This is a genomic window from Flagellimonas zhangzhouensis, assembly GCF_900102925.1.
In the GTDB taxonomy this organism is placed as follows: Bacteria; Bacteroidota; Bacteroidia; order Flavobacteriales; family Flavobacteriaceae; genus Flagellimonas; species Flagellimonas zhangzhouensis.
Map to the genome: position 1 here is coordinate 1,241,879 of NZ_FNKI01000001.1, position 16,878 is coordinate 1,258,756.

Here is a 16,878-nt window from a genome sequence, read left to right on the forward strand (position 1 = left end):
AATATGCCTTAATGCGCCTCCAACCAATTCTCGCCAATACCCACTTCGACATCTAGGGGAACGGATAACTCATAAGCGTGTTCCATTTCAGTTTTGATTAGTGCTTTCATTTCTTCCAACTCGGGTTTGTAGCAATCGAAAACCAATTCATCGTGCACCTGCAGCAACATTTTGGTCTTGTATTTGCCATCCGAAAGCTTTTTGTGGATGTTGATCATCGCAATCTTGATGATGTCCGCAGCACTCCCTTGAATAGGCGCGTTTACGGCGTTGCGTTCAGCCGCGCCGCGCACCACTTGGTTCCCCGCATTGATGTCTTTTAAATAGCGACGACGCCCCAACACCGTTTGCACATACCCATGATCACGGGCAAAATCAATCTGCTCGCTGATGTAATTGCGCAATTTTGGATAGGTTTTGTAATAGGTGTCGATGAGTTCTTTGGCCTCAGTTCGGCTCAAATCAGTTTGGTTGCTCAACCCAAAGGCCGAAACCCCATAAATAATCCCGAAGTTTACTGTTTTGGCATTGCTACGTTGTTCACGGGTCACTTCTTCAATCGGTACGTTAAACACTTTGGAAGCGGTAGATGCGTGAATGTCCTCTCCATGTTTAAAGGCTGAAATCATGGTGTCCTCATCGCTCAATGCCGCAATAATACGCAATTCTATTTGGGAATAATCCGCAGCCAATAAAACATAGTTTTCATCACGTGGGATAAACGCTTTTCGCACTTGGCGTCCACGTTCAGTTCGGATAGGAATATTTTGCAGGTTCGGATTGTTACTGCTCAATCGGCCCGTAGCCGCTACGGTTTGCATATAATCGGTGTGCACGCGACCTGTTTTTGGTTGCACCTCGTTGGGCAATGCATCCACATAGGTGCTTTTTAGTTTGGCCAATCCGCGGTAATCCAACACATTTTTAATGATCTCATGATCTTTGGCCAAATAGGAGAGTACATCTTCCGAAGTGGAAAACTGTCCCGTTTTGGTCTTTTTGGGTTTGTCCACCAAATTCAATTTTCCAAATAGGATGTCACCCAATTGTTTTGGGGAAGCAATATTGAATTCTTCGCCTGCATCTTCATAAATTTTCTTTTCCAGATCTGCAATGTCTACCTCGAGCGCAGTCGAGAGGTCATTTAAATACTTTTCATCTAAATTGATACCCTCCAATTCCATATCGGCCAAAACGCGAAGCAATGGAATTTCGATATCGTTGAACAATTTATCGGTTTGGGCTTCTTTCAACTCAGGAGTAAATTTTAATCCCAATTGAAAGGTAACATCGGCATCTTCTACTGCATATTCCGTTTGCTTTTCCAATGGAACTTGACGCATACTGAGCTGGTTCTTGCCTTTTTTACCAATCAGTTCGGTAATGGAAATGGGAGTGTAGTTGAGATAGGTCTCGGACAGCACATCCATATTGTGGCGCATATCTGGGTTGATGAGGTAGTGGGCCAACATGGTATCGAACAATTTGCCCTTGACTTCCACACCGTAGTTTTGCATCACTTTGATGTCGTATTTTAGGTTTTGCCCCACCTTTTCAATATCCTCGGATTCGAAAAATGGGCGTAGTTTTTCAATCAAAGGTTTGGCATCGTTCTCGTTATCGGGAAATGGGACATAAAATCCTTTTCCTGGTGACCAACTAAAGGCAATGCCCACCAATTCGGCTTCCAATGGGTTTAGGGAGGTGGTTTCAGTATCAAAACAAACGGAGGGTTGTTTCATCAGCATTTCCAAAAAGAGGTCCATGCCCAATCCGTTTTGCACGTTTTGGTACAAATGGGAAACATCGGCAATGGTTTTTCTGCTATTCACATCCTTGATGGTCGCTGCCGCTTCAGTTGGGTCTCCACCAAACAAGGTAAATTGACCACTGCCAGCAACCTTGGCCTCCTCTTTGGCGGTTTCCGTGCTGGTTACAGGGGTGCTTGCCTCGGCTTCTTCGGTAAAAAGTTTTATGAATTGATCCTTTAATCTTCGGAATTCCAATTCTTCAAAGATTTCCTGAACTTTTTCTGCATCAGGTGGACACATTTCGTAATCCTCCGCATGGAATTGTACGTCGCAATCCGTTTTTATTTCTGCCAGTTTTCGGGAAAGGCGGCCCAACTCGGCATTTTCCTCAACTTTCTCCTTCATTTTGCCTTTGAGCTGGTCGGTGTTCGCCAATAAGCCCTCCAAAGAATCGAATTGTTCCAAGAATTTTTTGGCCGTTTTGTCACCCACACCTGGCAATCCAGGAATATTGTCACTGGCATCCCCCATCATTCCCAAATAGTCAATAACTTGCTCTGGACGTTTAACTCCGAAGCGTTTTTGAATCTCGGGAATCCCCCAAATCTCAATACCGTTACCCATTCTGGCTGGACGGTACATAAAGATATTTTCACTTACCAACTGCCCAAAATCCTTGTCGGGCGTTACCATAAAAACTTTGTAATTTTCTTTTTCGGCTTGTTTGGCCAAAGTACCGATAAGATCATCCGCTTCGTAGCCCGCCAATTCCACCACGGGAATTTTCATGGCTTCCAATATTTGTTGAATATAGGGCACTGCGATTCGAATGGCATCTGGAGTCTCATCACGATTGGCTTTGTACTCCTCAAAAAGTTCAGTACGCTCCACACTGCCCCCCTTGTCAAAAGCTACGGCCAAATGGTCGGGCTGTTCACGTTTGATTACATCAAAAAGGGAATTCATGAACCCCATAATGGCGGAAGTGTCCATTCCCTTTGAATTGATTCTTGGGTTTTTGATGAGGGCGTAGTAACCACGAAATATAAGTGCGTAGGCGTCTAAAAGGAAAAGTCTTTTTTGTTCGGACATGTATTTTCAGTTGTCAATTAGCAATGTTCAATAAACAATATGAGGTTCCCAAAATAGGATGGGGATTAAAAGTACGAATTGATGTTTTAATAGAAGCAAGAAACTAGATGTTAGATTTGAGAACGCTTCGCTTCTAGATATTGGATACAAGAGTCAGGATGCAAGAGGAAGAATTAATTCACAAGGTTTTTTTAATAAATTTCCTGTATTTGGGACCAAATAATAATTCATTTAAATAATGATCTGGTGGAGTTAGGGAAACCTTGATTTTTGGATTTTTAGTTTTGAGCCAATTATAAAATTCAACAAATTCATCATTAATAGAAACAGCTTGAAATTTTTTAGATTTTCTACTTTTATTTGTTTTAAAATAAATTCTGTTCATGTCGGGAGCTTTTTGAACAGATATGTATTTTATTTCAACCAAGTCGGAATATTGAATTCTAGTTTTTTGTTTTTTTAAATGAAAATCAATTATGATTTCAGTCTCTTCAAAAAAAATACTAAACACAATATTTCTTAAGTATAAGGCAATTGAAACCAAAATCAATAGTGTAAAGCAAATGGTAGTAGTCTTCAAAAATATTGAAGTAGTTGCTGAGAATAGGCCATAACCGATTAAGCACAATATAATTGAGGCAAAAATTGCTTCAAAAATAAAATAGCTTGAGGATGAATAGTATTTGGTCATTTTTTTATTGAAATCGTTTACCTTGACTCTAGAAGCGCTCTTAATTCTTGAATCTAAAAGCGCAGCGGTCTAGCATCTCACGTCTAACAGCGAAGCGTTCTAACTTCTATTCATAAAAACTGATCACCTCTCGATTCTCGTGACCTTTTTCGGAATATTCCCGATAGGTAAACCCAGGGTGAACACAATAGCCACCTGTTTCTCCATTTTTATTGATGGCCAAGAATCCGATTTGGAAATCTTTTCGGCCCTTATTTTTTTTCATGATGCGTTTTACACCCTCTTCGCAGGCTTCTTGTGGACTTTTACCTTGACGCATCAATTCCACAATTAAAAAACTGCCTACAGTACGGATTACTTCTTCACCCACTCCCGTAGCGGTAGCACCACCGACTTCATTATCGATAAAAAGTCCAGCGCCAATAATGGGGGAGTCTCCAACACGACCTCCTACTTTGTAGGCCATGCCACTCGTGGTACATGCTCCAGCAATATCCCCGTTGGCATCGATGGCCAACATGCCAATGGTATCGTGGTTTTCTATGTTGATGGTGGTTTCATATTTCGAGGTTTTTAACCACTCTTCGTATTGTTTTCGGGTACTTTCTGTAAACAAATCCTCTTTTTTGAAGCCTTGCTCATAGGCGAATTTTTCGGCACCTTTTCCAGCTAAAATAATGTGTGGGGTTTCTTCCATCACTTTACGGGCTACCGAAACGGGGTGCGCAATATTTTGTAGGTAGACCACGGAACCGCAATTCCCATCTTTGTCCATGATGCAGGCATCCAAAGTCACGTTGCCATCACGGTCTGGACGACCACCTTTACCCACGGTCTCGTTGGTTACATCAGCTTCTTCCACCATCACACCTTGTTCTACGGCATCGAGGGCATTTCCACCAGCGCTCAATACTTCCCATGCTTTGTTGGTGGCATTGAGAAAATTCCAAGTGCAAACCACAATAGGTTTTATGGGTTCTATCGCAGCAATCGCAGCTGCTTCGGACTTAGTTTCGGTTTTACAAGAGGCCAATGTGGTGGCAGAAACCAGTCCTGCAGCGGTAAGGCTCGAATTTTTAAGGAATTTGCGTCGTTCCATGCGTTGGTATGTTTACTTTTAAGGGTCATAAATATACAATATGCTGGTAGAAGTTTGTGCCAATTCGTTGGAATCGGCAGTGAATGCGGAAAGGGCTGGGGCGGACAGAATTGAGCTGTGTTCGGAGCTTGGTGTTGGAGGCATAACTCCCTCAGCTGGACTTATCCGATTGGTTAAAAAGGAGTTGAATATTCCTGTACATGTGCTGCTGCGTCCGAGAGGGGGGCATTTCACCTATTCGGATTATGAATTTGAGGTAATGAAAGCCGATATTTTAGCTTGTAAAGAAATGGGGGTCGATGGGATTGTGTCTGGTATTTTAGATCCTGATTTTACAGTTGATATTGAAAGAACTAAAGTTCTTGTCGAACTGAGTGGGGAGTTGCATTTTGTTTTCCATCGCGCTTTTGATTGGGTGGCGAATCCGTCAAAAGCCATAAAACAATTGGAATCCATCGGAGTGCAGACAGTATTGACTTCTGGTGGCAAAACTTCAGCAGAACTAGGATTGAAAAATTTGAAGACATGGCAGCAGCAAACCACCATGACGATTATGGCTGGGGGAGGGGTCTCATCAGCTAATGCGTTGAAGTTTAAAAATGAAGGCTTAATTGCTATTCACTGTTCAGGATCTTCTTTTCAGAATGCAGTGAACATCAGTAACAAAATAAGCATGAACTCGTCTAAACATTTGGTGGAAGACCAAGTTGCAGTTTCCAATCCAGAAGTGCTCAAGGCCATTGTGGCAGCCGTTAAATAATATTTAAAAGCACTGCTAGATAGGAGATTAACCCTAATTTTGCAAAAAAGATTGTATGTCGAGATTTATTGTGTTGGCCATTATTTATATGATTTTGGCTACTTATGGTTTTCAAGCATTTAGGACCTTATTTAAAAGTCCATGGATGCATTGGACCTATATTGCCCTGTTCTTGGGCGCCTTATTATTTTTGGCTGTTAAGGTGATGACTTATGACCCTAGTGATGGGTTTAAAGGAACTGCAGCCATTGCAGGAAGCATTTTTGCCGCCTTTTTTCTGTTGGCTTTGGTTTTGGGTTTCTTTCTTTTGTTGGAAGATGTGGTACGGTTGATTGGCTACGGTTACAATAAAATAGTTGGAGTTTCTGATGCCGATACAGGTTATTTTCCATCCCGAAGAAAATTTATCAGTGGTTTGGCCCTTGGTTTGGCCTCTTTGCCTTTTGGTGCATTGCTCTATGGCATGTATCGAGGTAAATACAACTACCAAGTTTTAAAATACGAGCTTGAGTTTGATGATTTACCTGATGCTTTTCACAACTATCAAATCACCCAGATTAGTGATGTGCACAGTGGTAGTTTTGATGATTACCAAAAAGTAGAATATGGGGTAAACTTGGTGAATGAACAACAAAGTGATGTGATTTTCTTTACGGGTGACATTGTAAACAATCGTTCTGAAGAGTTGAAACCTTGGAAGGAGGTATTTTCCCGTTTGGAGGCGAAAGATGGAGTCTTTTCCATTTTAGGAAACCACGATTATGGGGATTATGCCGTTTGGGATACCGAAGAAGCCAAAGCCCAAAACTTGGAAGACCTTAAGGCCATGCAAAAAGAAATGGGTTTTGACCTGATTTTGAATTCTAACCGTTATTTGGAGAAAGATGGCGAAAAAATTGCTTTGGTCGGTGTTGAAAACTGGGGCCGTGGTGGATTTATAAAAGCTGGGGACCTACAATTGGCCAAGGAGGGCGTCCATCAAGATGACTTCAAAATATTATTGAGCCACGATCCATCCCACTGGGAAGATGTAGTGATTCATGATGACTACCATTTTCATTTAACATTGAGTGGTCACACCCATGGAATGCAATTTGGCGTTGAGATTCCTGGATGGGTAAAATGGAGTCCTGTAAAATGGCGTTACAAATATTGGGCTGGTATTTATAAAGAAATGGATCAGTTCATCAATGTGAACCGAGGTTTTGGTTTTATTGGTTACCCTGGTCGTTTTGGTATTTGGCCAGAGGTGTCTGTAATCACCTTAAAGAAAAAAGGAAAGGTTGCTTAAAGCAATTATTTCCAATGTTCCGATTTTAAGCTCATAGTGGCTTTCAGAATATCCTTTTGGGAAATTTGGCCTACAAGTTTGCCGTTCTCAACAATGGGGAAACGTCTTCTTCTTACTTCGAGGAATTTCTTGGCTGCATCAAAGATATTCATGTTGCCATCGATGGTCTCAACATTTTTGATCATGCGAAGACCTACTTTACGCTCGGCCATGGGCATATTGTAGTATCTGCTATCACTGATATGCTTGATGCAGTCACCCTCTGAAATCATCCCGATAAGTTCGTTTTTATCGTTAACTACGGGTCCTCCTGAAATTCTGTATTTCAACAATGCTTCAATAACTTCTTCAACGGGTTGTTCTGGGCTAAAGGTGATGAGGTTTCGAGTCATATAATCACTCACTTTTAGTCTTGTTTCTTTGGGAATCTCCTTGACTCTTCTTCCTGTGTAACTTTTAATTGCCATGACGATATATTTATGTGTTGCCTATTAAAGATACTGAAATTCAGTGAGATAATTATCTACCTGTTGGGGGTGAATACTTGAATTAAGAAAGGCACTGAAGATAATTCAGCGCCTTTTTCTATGGTTATTTTGGGTTATTTCAAAGTTTGAGGGATGCGCCAAAACCGATCATCATAGTGGTCATGTCATAAGAAACCTCACTTCCTGGAATGGCTCCGTAGGGTGGGAAGTTTTGAATGAATTGGGGATTCAGCAATGGACCTGAAGTGGCATCGCCACTTGTGCCATAATGAATCAATGCATCCAAGGTAAAGCGTTCGCTAAATTCATAGCTTATCCCAAATTGGTAGGCATTTTTAATGATGGCGGTCGCAGGCACATTAAAAAATGCAACGTCACTATTAATAGGATTGGAACTGTAAGTGTAGCCAACCCTAATGGGTAATTTGTTCACTCCTTTGTATTGCACACCTGCAGAAATAATGTTTATGTTCTCCCATCCAAAGCCAGCTACAGAAGCGGTTTGTGTCCAACCAGCAGTGGAAAATCCATCAGTGTTTTCATAATCGACCATTCTATAGTCCAAAGCAATGTCGATGTTTCCCAAAGAATAGCCCAATCCAAAGGAAAGTATGGATGGGTAATCCATATTAAAATCATTAGTGCTTGTTGAGCCATCCAAATAGGTATTCTCCAATTCGAAGTCTTCAAAATACTGAGTGGTTTTATAGGAAACCCCAGCTTTAATTCCTGTTGATGAATGGTAAAACACACCAATTTGACCTCCAAAACCTAATGCTGAAGCCCTATCGGCGGTTGGGTAACCTGCTTGTGTTGGATTTGCTGTTGGGTTTGGCATTAATTCCAATGAAGAGTAGTTAAACGTGGGTTGGATTCCGATGGAGAATTCGTCTGAAATCTCATAGGCCCATGCAAGTCCAACCTGTAACAGCATATAATCCGATTCAATGCGTCCAAAACCGCCATTGGCTTGTGGCATGGTAATGGGATTGCTCATGCTTTCAGGAAACGTGACCCCAAAGCCACTGATACCAAAAATGGAAGCTCCAAAAGTGCTTTTACTTTCTGGTTTGCTCCAAACCATTGCCAAGGCAGGCATTGGCGAAACACCTCTGTCATCTTCAGTTGTTCCACTGTAAAAATTACCTGTGGGCTGTCCTTGATCATCAAATTCCGGTACAGTTGAGCTTACTTCAGGTGAAGAGAAAAACAAACCAACATCCAATTTAATAATGTTGTCATCAAAAGTAGTGATCGTGGCAGGATTCCATTGTAATGCTCCAGAGATGTCCAGCGGTTGTGCGGTGGCCGCTCCCCCCATGGACATGTTCACCGATCCAACACCTTGCATAATGTGTCCTGCCTGAGAAAAGGTGATGGTGGTCATTAATAATGCAACAAGTGTTGCCAATAAAGTTTTCATACGAAGAGGTTTTACACAGTAAGTGGCTGATGTGTAGTAGATTGTTCAGTCAGATGCTGTACAGTTAAATCTAGTGTAAACCTACTAATAAACTGGAGTAAAGTGTATGATAAAAATCATGAATCATGGTGTAAAAAAGGGAAAGCCCCTTAAAAGGGGCTTAATCAACAACAAACTAGAATTATGGAACTAACCTACCACGCCAGATTGTAGGTGTTTCCACTGCCCATGGTTAGTGTTGCAGTTTGGTTACCCGTAAATTCCAGGGTGCCTGAAAAATTATAGGAGTTTCCGTTGGTTGCTTTGCCTACAAAACTTGCATATACGGTACCCGAAGCAATATTGTAATTGGATTTTAGTATGGCCAGGTTTGTAGTAGTGAATTCAATGGTGCTTGTAAATGAATTGATGGTACTCACATTGGATTCTTGTGTTCCGGAAATACTGAAGGTTTCATTAACAAGATAACTATTGCTGGCATCATCCAGATTGGTGATATTTATAGTGGCACTTGTACTGGCTTCGCTTGAAATTCTAGGTCCATCGTAGGTTGATGTGCCGTCCAATTCAAAATCTGCAGCAGAAGGAATAATTCCCGTTCCACATTGTACCATCCAGCTCCAGATTAAACTGGCATCGTATGAGATGCTTCCGGATTGACCCGAAATGTTGTAGGATGAGCCATACTCCACTCCACATTCGTAATCTTCAGCTTTACCTGAAGTTGAGTTGTCTTCCTCAAGAGTGTAAATGGCCTCTTGGGTAATTTCTACCATTCCGCCAGAGTCTGGAGAAACTGACATTGCAATGGCTTCTGCGGCTTCCTCTTCGGTAATGGTAGCTTCTGGTTCGCCTACACCATCGTCTCCATTGCTACAGGAAGCAAAAGTCAAGGTGAAAGCTGCAGCTCCCAATACGATAAGGTTTTTTGTGTTGAATTTGGTTTTTGGTAAGATTAGATTTTTCATAATTGATAAGGTTTAAAAATTAATTTTCTTTTTATTGTTATTTTTTGGCTAAACTAGGCTGGTCTGTAATGTTTGGGGGGCATAAAAAAGGTGAAGCTGTCAATTTTGGGGGTGAATCAACCCTTAGCCCTTGTAATCCATTTTGCCCTTGAAATAATCATAAAATCCTTTGAAGATTAGTACCAAAGGATTGTTGCTGATGAAACCCGTGGTGATTCCATAAGTGGGTTTTTCGGTTTCGGGTTGATAGGTGCCGAACATACGGTCCCAGATCATAAGTACACCGCCAAAATTCTTGTCGATATAATCTTCATTTGATCCATGATGTACTCGATGCGCAGAAGGTGTGGCCAAAATACCTTCAATAAATCCTAATTTGCCGACGGCCTCGGTATGTAGAAAAAATTGATACAACAAGTTTAATCCGAAGGAAACAGCGACCAACTCAAAAGGAAGGCCTATTAAAATAAGTGGAGCAACCACAAAAGGGGTCAACAATGCACTGAGCCAATTGAGGCGGTAGGAAACGGTAAGGTTCATGAACAAACTCGAATGGTGCACCAAATGAAATGCCCAAAGAAATTTTATTTTATGACTGTACCTATGGTACCAATAGTACATAAAATCTACTGCGATAAAACTGATGAGGAATACCCACGCATTGATTTTTAATTGAAGCAAGGCAAATTGCGCCAAATAGGACATGGTGGCATATTGAAACCCAAAAAGGAACACTTTAGACATTTGAAAACCCGCAAAAATGGCCAGATTCGCTAAGGTGTCCTTTGTTTCATAGACTTTTTTATCATTTTTCCAGCTCCAGATAATCTCCAAGATTACCAAGATGAGCAAAATAAGGAAGATTGCTCCTCCATGCTCCATTCGTGTTTCGTTTTCCATAATCTTCACTTTTTAAAGTGAAGTTGCCTTAAAATGGAAATTACTGAAGGGGAAAAAAAGGTGAAGCTGACAAAATCGGTGTTGAGACTTTTCAAGAAGGCTATTCGTCCAGCCACTTTTTAAATTCTGGGGATTTGGCCTTACTCACTATTATTTTTTCGTGTGGTTTGGGTTCCACATTGACCACAAGTCGGCCATTAAAATAAAAGTCGATGTCCCTAACGGCCCAGCGCTGCACAATAAATTGTCGATTGGCCCTAAAAAATAGTTTGGGGGATATTTCAGCCAGAATTTTGTCCAAGGTAGACTCTATAGTGTATTTTTTTCCATCTGCGGTGTGGGCATACACAATTTCCTGTTCCGTAAAAAACCATTGGATTTTATCAACTGGAAGGGGTATGAGCTTGTTTTGGTAATGAACCAAATAGGCTTCGCGATAGGATTTGCTGGTGTTGTTTTGTATGTAGTTTAAAAGCTCGTGGATCTTATCGTTTTCCACAGTTTTGTTGCCCAATGTGGTTTTATATTTTTTAAGGGCCTTTTCTACATCTTCCGATTGAAAAGGTTTTAAAATATAATCAAGTCCGTTCACCCTAAAAGCCTCCAAGGCATAATGATCATAAGCGGTAATAAAAATTACTGGAACGCTGGGTGAAATGGATTTGAAAATTTCGATAGAAAGTCCGTCGGTAAGTCGAATATCCATGAACAAAAGCTGGCAATCCCCCATATGATTTTGCAACCAATCAATGGAACCTTTTACGCTGTCCAATTTTTGAAGCACATTGATTTCGGGTTCCAAATTTTTTAGTGTGAATTCCAAATTACGCGCAATGGCAGGTTCATCTTCAATAATGGCAATATTGATAGGCATAGGGTTATGGATTTAAGGGCAATTGTACGGTAAAATGTGTGTCGGATTTTACGATATCTATGGATTTCCCCATCAAAATTTGGTAACGCTCGTTGAGGTTTAAAAGTCCAATTCCTGTTGAAGGTTCCTTATAAATGGCTTCTTTGAGGGTATTTTTGAAAATGAGTTTATCATTTTCTTGAAAAACATCGATGCGCAGCGGATATTCTTTAGAGACATAATTATGTTTTACCGCATTTTCCAAAAGCGGTTGTAGTGACATATGGGGTAGGTTTATGCCATGGGTTTTGGGAACATGGATATGGATGTCCAAGGCATCCTCAAAACGCATTTTCAGCAATTGTATATTGGAATCCAACAGTTCCAATTCTTTATCCAGACCAATAAGTTGTTCGTGATGGTTGCCCAAGGAATAGCGAAACACCTTTGATAAGTGCGTAATGTAATCTTGTGCTTTGTTTGGATTTTCCCTGACCAAGGCAGACAGGCTGCTCAATGCGTTGAACAAAAAATGGGGGTTTATCTGTGCCTTTAAATTTTTTATTTCGGCATCAAAATAAGCTGATTTCAATTGTTCGTTTTCGAGTTCCTTTCGTTTTTGAACCCGATTCAGCAAAACAATTTTGAGCATAATGGAAAGCAGTACCAAGCTGGTAATCAAGCGAAACATGTAGCCCAGTATAAACAGTTTAAGGTTCGGAGCATTTTGAAACAAATATTTTTGGCTAATGCTTCCAATCGCCAGAAACAAAACCAAAAACAGTAAATTAAACAGCAGGTTCTTGGTGATTTCTTTCTTGTTTGTATTTTCCCATCGAAGCCACTTTAAGTTTAAGAAACCAATAAAAATACAATAGCCAAATTGGAAAAGTGTCTGATAGGCGAGCTCTGGTGCATTGAAGACCCAAGGTAACCCTATTCGTCTAGCCTCTCCGGGCAGCATCACGAACAAGCGATGAACGTTTAATGCGATGGCCAAAAATACTGAGGCGAGGAGCAGTATTCTTTTTTCCGATTTGGTCATTTTCATTGTTTAAAAATACAAAGGCTTCCCCAATCCACAACATTGGACAGGGAAAGCCATGATCACTGTGTGAAAAAGTTATTTGTTATGAATTCTTTCGTTGCTTGTAACGCTCTTTGAGCTTACTTCTATTTTCCTTTTGCATCTCTTTGAACGATTCAAATTCACTCTCGCTCAAAAGTTGTTTCAATTCTTCATTTTTATTGTCCTGAATAGTTTTTAATGCTTTCATTTTGGTTAATCGTGACCCCTCACTTTCCCTTGTACTCTTAAATTGTTCAAAGTACTTATTGCTGATTTCAACAAAGGCTTCTTTCTTTTCCCCTGTTAATTGTAAAGTTTCGATTTGATGATCTAGAACTGCTGCAAATTCCTCATCACTCTCTTGCGAGAAACCTAGAATAGACACACAAAACATTAAGGCAAACATTAATTTTTTCATGGTAGTTTATTTAAATTTTAAGCAAGTTTAGGTTGATCCTTGAGGCGCTATGGAAGTAAAAAAGGTGAAACTGCTAAAATTGGAGGTAGGACAATGGATTTTAGGGGTGAAGCAAGTGAAGGCTAGAGTAAGTTGATTTTGAAAAGAATTGAACTTACTACTCCATGCAAAAACGTTAACAATTTTTCTTACTTTTGACTGTAAACCTTTGAATTCATGTCTAAATTTGGTGAACTTATCGATTTGAAAATTCCAGTTCTGTTGGATTTTTATGCAGAATGGAACGAGCAATCCACGTCCATGCATCCTGTTTTGAGCGATGTTGCTGCGGCACTTGGCGAAAAAGGAAAAGTAATCAAGATAGATGTGGATAAGAACAAAGAACTGAGTCAAGCTTTGCGCATTAAAGGACTACCAACCCTAATGATCTACAAAAAAGGAGAAATGGTCTGGCGACAGAGCGGTGAGCAAGATGCCAATACACTCATCGGCATTCTAAACGAATATATTTAAACAAAAAAGCGAGGTTTTTACCTCGCTTTTCTTTTTTATTGCTGTTCCATTTCAATTGAATCGGGAACCGATTCTATGGTATCCAATGGAATGGAATCTTCCAAGTCAGGGTCCATGAGCATTGGGTCGTCCAAAACCTCTTCTTCGTCATCCACAAATTGGGAGAACATATCAATGTATTCATTAAAGATGATGGTCTCGGATTCTGCCAAGTCTTTGTCGCTGTTCTCAATTAAGATATCAATGTTTCGGCGATAGGCTTGCATATCGGATAAGATATCGTCTATTTTATCGTATTGCTCATCCAAAGGCAAGGCGGCGTAGTATTCCAAATGCTCTTGATAGATTTTTTTGAGTTGGTTGAACAATTCCCGCGCTTTTTCAGTTTCACCAACTTTATAGTAGCCATCAACGAAAGGTTCTACAAACGCATAGAAATAATAATATTCAACTGGCATGTTGGTCAATGACATATCGATGACCTCCTTGGCTTTGTCAATTTTGTTTTCTTGGATTAGAGTTTCCATCAATCGGGCCAAGTTGCTCCTAAAAGAAAGTCCTTGAGAACGGGTTTGTGGATCGTGGTAGATTTTATCACTTCCTGAATTGCCCCAATCCCAATTCTTCACAATGTCGTACATCAAATCAGAATCAATGCGACCCATTTCAAAAGAATTGCGGTTTGGAGTTTTAATTGGCACCAATTTATATACCAATCCATCCAATTGTAGATAATCTTTCAACCAAATGTATTCCGCGCTGTCAAAACTTCCACCAGAGAAATAAATTGGACGTTTCCAATCGTTATTGGCTAGCAAATCCAACATTAAAATTCGGTTTTTCGGCAAAGCGCTTTCTGGAAGGTCTATGTCGATGTAGTCCACAATCAATGCTGAGTCTTTCTCTTTTACCAATCCACTTTCCAAAACATTTTTCTTGTTGACAGGGATTCGGATTTTGTTGGTAGGGTAGTACACAATATCCAAAGTACTCTGTGGGTATTGTGATAAATCAGCTCCTTGATTGCTCAAAATATGACCAAATTTGGTTTGTTCTTTATCGCTTCCGACCCAGTTCATGAAATCTTTGATATCCCAACGGTTTTCGGTAATGCCACGGTAATAAATGGCATCTCGTGTTCCATAGCGGTATTTGTCGTGGGTTAATTGAGACGGAATCGGATCACTTTCGTACGCTTTGCGTTTCATTTGATCGATGTACCAATCCGTAGCAAAAAGACTGGTGTTGACCACACGAACATCGGTACGGTAGTTTTCAATTTCTTGGGCATACCAGATTGGGAACGTATCGTTATCCCCAATGGTAAACAGAATGGCCCCTGCATCTTCCTGGCAGGAATCCAAATAAGCTTTTGCTGTTGATTTTGCCGTGTAGCGATTCGCTCTGTCATGGTCGTCCCAGTTTTGGAAAGCCATTAAAAAAGGTACGGCCAATAAACAAATAGCGCTGATGGCTGGTGCCGCGATTTTAGCAGACAGTAGTTTTTTAAATTCTTCAAACAATCCATAAACCCCAAGTCCGATCCAAATGCAGAATACGTAGAACGAACCTACGAGTGAATAATCCCTTTCCCTAGGTTGGAAAATGGAAGGGTTGGTATAAAACTGGATGGCGAATCCTGTGAACATGAAGAACACAAACAGCATCCAAAATTGTTTTGGGTTTTTTGAAATCTGGAATACGATACCCAAAATTCCGAGCAATAAGGGCAAGAAATAGTAGGTGTTTCTTCCTTTATTATTTTCCCAATCGCTAGGTAGATTTTTTTGACTTCCCAAGCGAAGACTGTCTATAAACCCGACACCACTGAGCCAATTTCCGTTTTCGTCGTACTTGCCTTGCATGTCGTTTTGCTTTCCAACAAAATTCCACATGAAATAGCGCATGTACATATATCCGAATTGAAAATCGAACAGGTAACTTAGGTTTTGACCCAGAGTAGGAGGTTGCACCTCGATGTATTCTCCAAATTCCCTTAAGAATCGAATGTATTGTGGTGTATCAATCTCCCCTTGTGAGTAGGCAGTTTTAAATTGGCTAACGGCCTGACGTAGCTCGTTGTTGGAAATGTATTCCGATTTTATTTTAAAATCAAGGGCGCCAAAGTAGCGCATGTAATTTTCGGCATGTTGATCGCTCCACATCCTTGGCAGAATGCCTACATGCTTTTCATTTGGTCCTGGAACAGCACCCTCGTAATGGTTTACAATAATGTATTTGCCCGTTGCATAATCCTTTTCATATTTGGGGCTGTCATCCCTGTCATCTCCTGCTGGCGCAAAAGTATCGGAATAATAAGCGCCATAAATAGGGCTGTCTACCCCTGGGTATTGCTCCCTGTTGTAATAGGCTAAAAGGGAACGTGCATCGGCTGGATTGTTCTCGTTAACCACGGTTTTGGCATTGGCACGGATGGGCAACATCAACCAAGAAGAAAAACCTAAAAGCAAGAACATTAAGCTCAATACAATGATGTTTAGGTTATGGAAATGATGTTTTCTGGTATATCGAAGTCCAAAATAAAAGGCCGCTACGAAAATCAGTCCCATAATTAGGGTCCCTGAGTTGAACGGCAGGCCAATTTCGTTGATAAAGAACACCTCGCTCCAACCAAACAATTCCAATACGTAGGTCAGGGAGAATTTATAGACCAAAATCAAAAGGGCAACCACAATAATGTTTGCCAATAGAAAATTCTTAACGGTGGTGGTCTTGTATTTTTTGAAGTAATATAAAAGTCCAATGGACGGAATGGCCAAGAAGCCCATGAACTGGATTCCGAAGGTCAGACCGATTACAAAGCAAATCAACAACAACCAACGGTGGCCTCTAGGGTCTTCCAGATTGTCGGTCCATTTAAGCCCCAGCCAAAGTAAAAGCGCCATGATAAAACTGGCCATGGCATACACCTCGGTCTCTACGGCGTTGAACCAAAAACTATCGGAAAAAGTAAATGCCAATGCACCCACCAATCCACTACCAAAAATAGCAATAGCTTGACTATTGGTAATGGCTGTTTCTTTAGAAATAAGTTTTCCCACCAAATTCGTAATGGTCCAAAAGGTGAACAACACTGCAAAAGCACTGGAAACAATAGAAACTGCATTCACCATGAGGGCAACTTTGGTTTCATCCCCGAAGGCGAACATGGCAAAGAACGCTCCGATCATTTGAAGCAAGGGTGCTCCTGGAGGGTGTCCTACCTGTAGTTTTGCCGAGGTGGAAATATACTCCCCTGCATCCCAAAAACTTCCAGTGGGTTCAACGGTAAGTGCATAAACTATAAAGGCGATAGCGAAAGAAACCCACCCAAGGATGGTGTCCCATTTTTTGAAGTCTTTTGCAAACATAAAGCTGGTTATTGACCGAGTTGGGGCGAATTTAGTAAATATAGCACAGACGGTTAGCCAATTTTGGAAAACCTTTAACATGCTATTGGGAGAAAAATTATTCGGATTCTGATTAAAATATTTGTTGAAACCAAAGTTTGTTATAAATTTGCACGCTCAATTGCTGAATCAGTTTTGGCATTTGAATGGTA

General features: G+C 40.7%; 14 protein-coding genes. 3 read left to right on the forward strand and 11 right to left on the reverse strand.

What is annotated here, in order from left to right; genetic code table 11:
* Positions 1–8 precede the first annotated feature (8 nt).
* The 3 genes from polA to BLQ18_RS05440 form a co-directional block, all read right to left on the reverse strand.
* Positions 9–2,843 carry a DNA polymerase I gene (gene polA, locus BLQ18_RS05430; RefSeq protein WP_090293371.1) on the reverse strand — a complete coding sequence of 945 codons (2,835 nt, stop codon included), beginning with the start codon at positions 2,841–2,843 and terminating at the stop codon, positions 9–11.
* A gap of 178 nt (positions 2,844–3,021) precedes the next feature.
* On the reverse strand, positions 3,022–3,534 hold the full coding sequence (locus tag BLQ18_RS05435; RefSeq protein WP_139150366.1) for a hypothetical protein: 513 nt from the start codon (positions 3,532–3,534) through the stop codon (positions 3,022–3,024).
* 106 nt (positions 3,535–3,640) lie between these two features.
* Positions 3,641–4,633, reverse strand: a complete 993-nt coding sequence (locus tag BLQ18_RS05440) for a glycosylasparaginase (RefSeq protein WP_090293373.1) — start codon at positions 4,631–4,633, stop codon at positions 3,641–3,643.
* Between the two features lie 40 nt (positions 4,634–4,673).
* On the opposite strand from BLQ18_RS05440, the gene BLQ18_RS05445 reads away from it, so the two are divergent.
* Both BLQ18_RS05445 and BLQ18_RS05450 read left to right on the forward strand, forming a co-directional pair.
* Entirely contained in the window at positions 4,674–5,393 is a 720-nt protein-coding gene (locus tag BLQ18_RS05445; protein WP_090293374.1) for a copper homeostasis protein CutC, read from the forward strand.
* Between the two features lie 55 nt (positions 5,394–5,448).
* Entirely contained in the window at positions 5,449–6,684 is a 1,236-nt protein-coding gene (locus BLQ18_RS05450; RefSeq protein ID WP_090293375.1) for a metallophosphoesterase, read from the forward strand.
* Positions 6,685–6,689: 5 nt separating this feature from the next.
* Here the strand turns inward: BLQ18_RS05450 and BLQ18_RS05455 are convergent, their stop codons facing one another.
* The 7 genes from BLQ18_RS05455 to BLQ18_RS05485 all read right to left on the reverse strand — a co-directional run bounded on the left by BLQ18_RS05455 (position 6,690) and on the right by BLQ18_RS05485 (position 12,803).
* A complete protein-coding gene (locus BLQ18_RS05455) occupies positions 6,690–7,151 on the reverse strand; it encodes a CBS domain-containing protein (protein ID WP_090293376.1) in 462 nt (153 codons plus the stop codon).
* A gap of 139 nt (positions 7,152–7,290) precedes the next feature.
* Complete coding sequence (locus BLQ18_RS05460) at positions 7,291–8,595, reverse strand: OmpP1/FadL family transporter (protein ID WP_090293377.1); 1,305 nt, start codon at positions 8,593–8,595, stop codon at positions 7,291–7,293.
* A 194-nt stretch (positions 8,596–8,789) separates the two neighbouring features.
* Positions 8,790–9,563 (reverse strand): hypothetical protein, encoded by a 774-nt coding sequence (locus BLQ18_RS05465; protein WP_090293378.1) that lies wholly within the window; start codon positions 9,561–9,563, stop codon positions 8,790–8,792.
* Positions 9,564–9,686: 123 nt separating this feature from the next.
* Complete coding sequence (locus BLQ18_RS05470) at positions 9,687–10,463, reverse strand: sterol desaturase family protein (RefSeq protein WP_090293379.1); 777 nt, start codon at positions 10,461–10,463, stop codon at positions 9,687–9,689.
* Between the two features lie 100 nt (positions 10,464–10,563).
* Positions 10,564–11,337 carry a LytR/AlgR family response regulator transcription factor gene (locus BLQ18_RS05475; RefSeq protein ID WP_090293380.1) on the reverse strand — a complete coding sequence of 258 codons (774 nt, stop codon included), beginning with the start codon at positions 11,335–11,337 and terminating at the stop codon, positions 10,564–10,566.
* A gap of 4 nt (positions 11,338–11,341) precedes the next feature.
* On the reverse strand, positions 11,342–12,361 hold the full coding sequence (locus BLQ18_RS05480) for a sensor histidine kinase (RefSeq protein WP_175443720.1): 1,020 nt from the start codon (positions 12,359–12,361) through the stop codon (positions 11,342–11,344).
* An 85-nt stretch (positions 12,362–12,446) separates the two neighbouring features.
* Entirely contained in the window at positions 12,447–12,803 is a 357-nt protein-coding gene (locus tag BLQ18_RS05485; protein WP_090293382.1) for a hypothetical protein, read from the reverse strand.
* A 216-nt stretch (positions 12,804–13,019) separates the two neighbouring features.
* Here BLQ18_RS05485 and BLQ18_RS05490 point away from each other — a divergent pair, with 216 nt between their 5' ends.
* Positions 13,020–13,316 carry a thioredoxin family protein gene (locus tag BLQ18_RS05490; RefSeq protein WP_090293383.1) on the forward strand — a complete coding sequence of 99 codons (297 nt, stop codon included), beginning with the start codon at positions 13,020–13,022 and terminating at the stop codon, positions 13,314–13,316.
* Between the two features lie 35 nt (positions 13,317–13,351).
* Here the strand turns inward: BLQ18_RS05490 and BLQ18_RS05495 are convergent, their stop codons facing one another.
* The gene (locus tag BLQ18_RS05495; protein WP_090293384.1) at positions 13,352–16,687 is read right to left on the reverse strand and encodes a DUF2723 domain-containing protein; all 3,336 of its coding nucleotides are present in this window, start codon (positions 16,685–16,687) and stop codon (positions 13,352–13,354) included.
* Positions 16,688–16,878 lie beyond the last annotated feature (191 nt).

What these genes read in the sequence shown, in the direction of transcription:
- BLQ18_RS05435 (WP_139150366.1), bottom strand. Translation starts at nt 3,534, where the DNA reads ATGACCAAATACTATTCATCCTCAAGCTATTTTATTTTTGAAGCAATT.
- BLQ18_RS05465 (WP_090293378.1), bottom strand. Translation starts at nt 9,563, where the DNA reads ATGAAAAATCTAATCTTACCAAAAACCAAATTCAACACAAAAAACCTT.
- BLQ18_RS05440 (WP_090293373.1), bottom strand. Translation starts at nt 4,633, where the DNA reads ATGGAACGACGCAAATTCCTTAAAAATTCGAGCCTTACCGCTGCAGGA.
- BLQ18_RS05480 (WP_175443720.1), bottom strand. Translation starts at nt 12,361, where the DNA reads ATGACCAAATCGGAAAAAAGAATACTGCTCCTCGCCTCAGTATTTTTG.
- polA (WP_090293371.1), bottom strand. Translation starts at nt 2,843, where the DNA reads ATGTCCGAACAAAAAAGACTTTTCCTTTTAGACGCCTACGCACTTATA.
- BLQ18_RS05495 (WP_090293384.1), bottom strand. Translation starts at nt 16,687, where the DNA reads ATGTTTGCAAAAGACTTCAAAAAATGGGACACCATCCTTGGGTGGGTT.
- BLQ18_RS05485 (WP_090293382.1), bottom strand. Translation starts at nt 12,803, where the DNA reads ATGAAAAAATTAATGTTTGCCTTAATGTTTTGTGTGTCTATTCTAGGT.
- BLQ18_RS05470 (WP_090293379.1), bottom strand. Translation starts at nt 10,463, where the DNA reads ATGGAAAACGAAACACGAATGGAGCATGGAGGAGCAATCTTCCTTATT.
- BLQ18_RS05490 (WP_090293383.1), top strand. Translation starts at nt 13,020, where the DNA reads ATGTCTAAATTTGGTGAACTTATCGATTTGAAAATTCCAGTTCTGTTG.
- BLQ18_RS05445 (WP_090293374.1), top strand. Translation starts at nt 4,674, where the DNA reads ATGCTGGTAGAAGTTTGTGCCAATTCGTTGGAATCGGCAGTGAATGCG.
- BLQ18_RS05460 (WP_090293377.1), bottom strand. Translation starts at nt 8,595, where the DNA reads ATGAAAACTTTATTGGCAACACTTGTTGCATTATTAATGACCACCATC.
- BLQ18_RS05475 (WP_090293380.1), bottom strand. Translation starts at nt 11,337, where the DNA reads ATGCCTATCAATATTGCCATTATTGAAGATGAACCTGCCATTGCGCGT.
- BLQ18_RS05455 (WP_090293376.1), bottom strand. Translation starts at nt 7,151, where the DNA reads ATGGCAATTAAAAGTTACACAGGAAGAAGAGTCAAGGAGATTCCCAAA.
- BLQ18_RS05450 (WP_090293375.1), top strand. Translation starts at nt 5,449, where the DNA reads ATGTCGAGATTTATTGTGTTGGCCATTATTTATATGATTTTGGCTACT.